At 37.1% G+C, this 5,312-nt stretch carries 6 protein-coding genes; 5 read left to right on the top strand and 1 reads right to left on the bottom strand.

What is annotated here, in order from left to right:
- Positions 1–792 (bottom strand): RNA-guided endonuclease InsQ/TnpB family protein (locus tag PL8927_RS06870; RefSeq protein ID WP_156093121.1); only part of this gene is annotated, 792 nt, incomplete at its 3' end.
- Between the two features lie 328 nt (positions 793–1,120).
- Between PL8927_RS06870 and PL8927_RS06865 the strand changes: the two genes are divergently transcribed.
- From PL8927_RS06865 to PL8927_RS06845, 5 genes are all read left to right on the top strand, one after another.
- Positions 1,121–1,471, top strand: coding sequence for a hypothetical protein (locus tag PL8927_RS06865; protein WP_083618950.1), 351 nt, complete (start codon positions 1,121–1,123; stop codon positions 1,469–1,471).
- A gap of 130 nt (positions 1,472–1,601) precedes the next feature.
- The gene (locus PL8927_RS06860) at positions 1,602–1,838 is read left to right on the top strand and encodes a CsbD family protein (RefSeq protein WP_083618949.1); all 237 of its coding nucleotides are present in this window, start codon (positions 1,602–1,604) and stop codon (positions 1,836–1,838) included.
- Between the two features lie 163 nt (positions 1,839–2,001).
- The gene (locus PL8927_RS06855; RefSeq protein ID WP_156093120.1) at positions 2,002–4,029 is read left to right on the top strand and encodes a VMAP-C domain-containing protein; all 2,028 of its coding nucleotides are present in this window, start codon (positions 2,002–2,004) and stop codon (positions 4,027–4,029) included.
- Between the two features lie 21 nt (positions 4,030–4,050).
- Positions 4,051–5,097 carry an AAA family ATPase gene (locus PL8927_RS06850; RefSeq protein ID WP_083618945.1) on the top strand — a complete coding sequence of 349 codons (1,047 nt, stop codon included), beginning with the start codon at positions 4,051–4,053 and terminating at the stop codon, positions 5,095–5,097.
- Positions 5,094–5,312, top strand: a 219-nt coding sequence (locus PL8927_RS06845; protein ID WP_156093119.1) for a hypothetical protein, incomplete at its 3' end; no start/stop codon positions are given. The genes PL8927_RS06850 and PL8927_RS06845, both read left to right, overlap by 4 nt.

Raw genomic sequence — 5,312 nt, 5'->3', positions numbered from 1 at the left:
TTCTACAGCAATCACTTGGTTTTCGTTGACTATCTTGCGGGATAGCTTGTGTAGAAAATCTTCTCGACAACGAGCGATTTTAGCGTGAACTTTAGCCACCTTTAATCTTGCTTTTTGTCTACTATTACTTCCCTTTTGTTTGTGGGATAATTTCTGTTGCTTCCGTTTTAAATTGCGTTGATGTTTAGCAAAATGCTTGGGATTACTATATTTATCTCCATCGCTGGTGATTGCAAAGTGTATTAATCCTAAATCAATCCCAATTGCTTTTCCGTTGGTTGACGAATTAGGGATTTCCTTGCCGTCATCAACTAACACCGATGCGTAGTATTTCCCATCACGATTCTTGGAGATGGTAACGGTTTTAATTGTTCCCTCAATTTCTCGATGGCGACGACAATAAACTAACCCCACTTTACCGGGTAATTTCAGGTAATCCCCTTCAAATTTAACGCTTTGGGGATAACTGATTGATTGCCTACCGTGTTTGGATTTGAATTGAGGTAATCTTGCTCGTTTCTCAAAGAAGTTTTTGTAAGCTGTACATAAATTGAGAGCGACAACTTGCAAGCATTGGGAATAAGCATCTTTTAGCCAAGGATATTCCTGCTTCAGTTGAGGTAATAATCCTTGAATCGCTTTTCTTGATAGCCCTTTTCCTGTTGTTTTATAAGTTTCTTGACATAAGTTTAGGGCATAATTCCAATACCAACGGCAACAACCAAAGCTTTTGGCTAAGGCTATTTGCTGCTCAATCGCTGGATAGATTCGGAATTTATACCCTTGAAACATTGTCGCTTTCAAAACTCTTTAATATACTCTAGCATATTATTGTTAATTTGGTCGGAATTGGGACATACAAAATTAACTTGGGGGAGTCCATGTTGTTACTGAGCTTGCGATGCCCTGAGCTTGCCGAAGGGTCGAAGTATCCCACACTGATTTGGTGGTTATTTTTTAGTGAGCGTGAAATTCAGTGTGGGACTTATCGCTCCCCCAAACCCCCTCGTCAGTTAAATTTATTGAAATTTCAGCAAAGATGCACTATCCTAAAATTTGTCAAAAGCAATCTATCTTAGGAAATAAACTAATTCCTGCCACCGTTTAAAATACAACGATCATGAAAGTTCAGACCTCTGTTTTTGCAGCACTCCTGTCTTTGACCGTTTTGGGTACTGCTCTGGTTGCGAAAGCAGACACCGTAAAAGCTCGTTGTGATGTTTATCCCAAGGGAGAAGATAAAGCCTCATCTTCTGGGCTATGTACCTTTTCTCAACGTCAAGGCGTCGTTGGCATTCAACTCCAGGATGGCAAACGCTACGACCTGCGCCCGAAAGGGGCTAAACCGGGTAACTATGTAGACCAGGATGGTGATGCCGCCTATCGTCAAGCTGGTTTGGATGGCAAAGGGCAAATTTATCGGTTAACCGATGAGTCAATTTATGTCTATTGGGATACGGCTCCCTACTAGATACAATTCAAAACCCCTGTATTTGTTAACAAATATTAGCAGAAAAGTAGGGGAATAAACCACCATTCCGAACAATTTTCGGTTTGAATTTTGACAAATCACTTTACTATTCTTTAAGGAGCAAAATGTTATGAGTATGGAAGATAAAATCAAAGCGGCGGCTACCAATGCCGAAGGCAAATTAAAAGCCGCTGCGGGTGAGTTGACAGGCGATAACCAACTGAAAGCAGAAGGAGAAGCCAAACAATTACAAGCAGAGGCTATGAATGTAGCAGCCGATCTTAAAGACCAAGCTCAAAACCTCGTTGATAACTTAAAAACTGCGGCTAAGGATGCACTCGATAACGTCCAAAAGAAATTGGATTAGTTAAGAAAATTAGATAATAATTATTGGAGGTTGATGAGGGCTTTACAACCCTCACCTCCCATTCAGAGCCCGAAGGAAATGAGGAATTATGTGTTTGCGAACACTATTAAGATTGGGGGTTTTCGGTGGTTGTTGTCTGTTGACTACTGTGGTATTTCCCCAGATGGCTCCGGCAACCACGCCCCCGCTTTTCGTAGAGTTCTCCAAAATGTTGGGTAGTATATTTGGGGGGAATACGGCTAATACTCTTGATCTTTTTATTCCCGAAAGAGATTCTGATGTATCACTACAAAATCAGCATTTGACTAAGGCTGTAGGAAAAGCAATGGCTGCTGTTATTACCCTAGCCGGGAAAAAGTATTCAAATCAGAAAAAAATCTCTAAAAATTTAAAAAAAATAGCGATCAAAACCAGAGATAATTGGCACGAAATTCCTAAAAAAATAATTCCTGAACAGTTAAAGGAAGATGCTCTTCACAAGGTTTTTATTACTCAAGAAAAAGATGTTAAAGAAAAAGATATTGCGCTAGAATTTGAAGAATGGGGGGAAATTTTTCAGAAGTTAAAGCAGATATCTTTAACTCCTGAGCCAGTTCATGATTGTTATACATTGGAGGGTTATAGTGTATTTTTGGGGGCTCTGGCTGGAAAGCGTGATACTAATTGTCAGCTATCTCCAGAGGTGGATGAGTATGTTATTAATTTACTGGTTACACATTTCCCAATAGCATTACGAGAAACGCTCAAGGAAGATTTTGCTAAAGAGGGAAAAGCCTTTGCCGCTTTGACCTTAAAATTACTAGCTGGGACGAAAGAAAAATTAGATAGACTGGAAGCGACTCAGACAGATCATTTTAAGTCTGTTTTTCAGCGTTTTCAGAAAATAGAAGATAAATTAAATGATAGCGAGGAAAAACAAAATAAATTTTTTCAAGAAATTTCTCAAGAAATCACGTCTGGTTTTGCTGAAGTGTGTAATAAATTAGGGGTGATGGAAACAACTATCACTGGATTACTAAAAAGTTTGGAGGAGTCTATTTTTGAAACTGCTTCAAATGTCAAGAAAATAATATTAATGCTCGAAAAATTACCTTCAGAGATCAAAGCAGTGATTGAAGAATCATTCCAAAAATATTTACCTCCCGATAGATGGTTGTACCAAAATAGTAATGATATTGAAAGGAGACTAACAAAATTAGAACAAGATGGCAAATTACATGAGTTTGGTAACGATCTCATCCAAAATCAAGTTTTACCTGAAGATATTAGTGATGAATTAAGTGATTTATTGGAAATAGAAAATAAACCTATTGAGAAGATTAACAAACTCCTAGAATCCTATTTAATTGTTACTGTTGAATATGGTAAGTCTCCCGAATTTTTTTCATTAAATGCTTGGTTAGTTATTGATGACTCAGTTCCGAGGAAGGATAAACCCAAGTTTATTCCCCTGATTGATATTGATAAAAATAAAAACTTATGGGGAGTAGTTTGTCAATCTAAGGAAATTCCCAAACAGTTAGATAATTTTATCAAAAAAGCTGTTAACGACGAGCATCTTCTTTTTAGAAAAAAATATCAGTTAACAATTGAAATTTTCTTACCCAGTGATTTAATGTATATGAACATAAATTCATGGGAAATTGATCACCCAAACCAACTCGTTCAAAAAATTCCTTTAGGAGCTAAATATTCAATGCGATTGCGATTACTGGAACGTATTCAGCCAAAGTATCAGTCTGAGCGTTCTGATTGGCTACAAAATTGGGATAAAGTTAGAAATTGTTTAGATAAAACACCCACTCCAGAGTTATTTGAACATCTTCAAGATACGGAAAATTTGACTCCTCAACAGTTGGAAATAAAATTACAGGAAAAAATTGGATTAAAGGTAACTTGTTGTCTCAACAAGCAAAAAGTTCATAGGTTATTTCTGTGTATATTATTCACCAAAACACCGATTGTAGTTTGGACAAGATGTGAAATTGATACTCATCAAGTTGATGAAATAGATAAAATATTAATGTCTAAACCCTTAAAAAACTTATGTAAATCAGTTCAACAAACTAGAAAGGAAGCTAATGCTGAAAAAAATGAGAAACATTTAGGTTGTCATTTATCCCTGCTTTGGGATAATCCCTATCGCATTCCACCTGATGTAATGCTAGATTTAAGATCACCTGGACAATAATAAGGAGTTTAAACTAAAACGATGAATAACTGGAAAATATTTAAAGGAAATAGTCAACCCCATGATGAGATTAATCGCCTTCCACCTCCCCCCAGTTGGCGTAAATTTACGGGGGTAGATGAAGCAATTGTTACAGAAATTGAACAACGTTGGCAAAAGTTTTGTCAGGGTTTAGACAAAAATACTAGGGACTCAGAAAGAGGTCAAAGTTTTCGGATTCAAACTGATAACAATAATGACCGCAATAGTGTGATTAATATGGTCAATGCGGCTTTATATTTAAGACGACCTTTATTAGTCACTGGAAAACCGGGGACGGGTAAAACCTCTTTAGCTTATGCGGTGGCTTATGAATTAAAATTAGGGACAGTTTTACCTTGGTATATTACCGCCCGTTCAACATTACAAGAAGGATTATATCGTTATGATGCGATCGCTCGTCTTCAAGATGTACAAATGGGCGATAAAAGTAAAGATATCGGTCGCTATATTCAATTAGGGCCATTAGGAACAGCGTTGCTTCCTTCCCCTCGTCCCCGTGTATTATTAATTGATGAAATCGACAAAAGCGATATTAATTTACCTAATGATTTACTGAATTTATTTGAGGAGGGAGAATTTGAAATCCCAGAATTAGCCCGAATTTCTCAAGAAATAAATCAAGTAGAAGTTAGAACTTATGATGGGATAGACGTACCTATAAAAGATGGAAAAGTTCGTTGTCTAAATTTCCCCTTTATTATTTTAACGAATAACGGTGAACGAGATTTTCCGCCCGCATTTCTCAGGCGGTGTTTAAGGTTAAATATGCCTTATGATCCTGATGCAACTGCGTTAATGGAAATTGTTGAAGCCCATTTAGAGAAAGATAAATTAACGCAAGATAGAACAAAAATAGAGAATTTAATTAAAAAGTTTATAGAATTACGAGAAGGAGGAGATATTGCTACAGATCAACTTTTGAATGCAATTTATATGGTGACTCGTGAATTTAAACCCGAAGCAGCAGAAGAAAATGATCTAATTGATGTGTTAATGAAATATTTAAGCAGTGCGGAGGACAGATGATTAATCAATTAATTACAGTGTTGAGTCAAAAACTGGAATTGTCAGCCGAAGAAATAGCGGATACAATTTGGTTAGCACTGCAAATTGATCAATTTTCTTCTGAACAGAGTGATCCCCCCCAGCCCCCCTTAAAAAGGGGGGAGTTAGATCAAGAAACAGTAAAAGAGAGTGATCCCCCCCAGCCCCCTTTAAAAAGCAGGGAGTTAGATCATCCA

The organism is Planktothrix serta PCC 8927 (assembly GCF_900010725.2).
GTDB lineage: Bacteria > Cyanobacteriota > Cyanobacteriia > Cyanobacteriales > Microcoleaceae > Planktothrix > Planktothrix serta.
The sequence above is the reverse complement of the archived record's forward strand: the minus strand, read 5'-3'. Positions and strand labels throughout refer to the sequence as shown.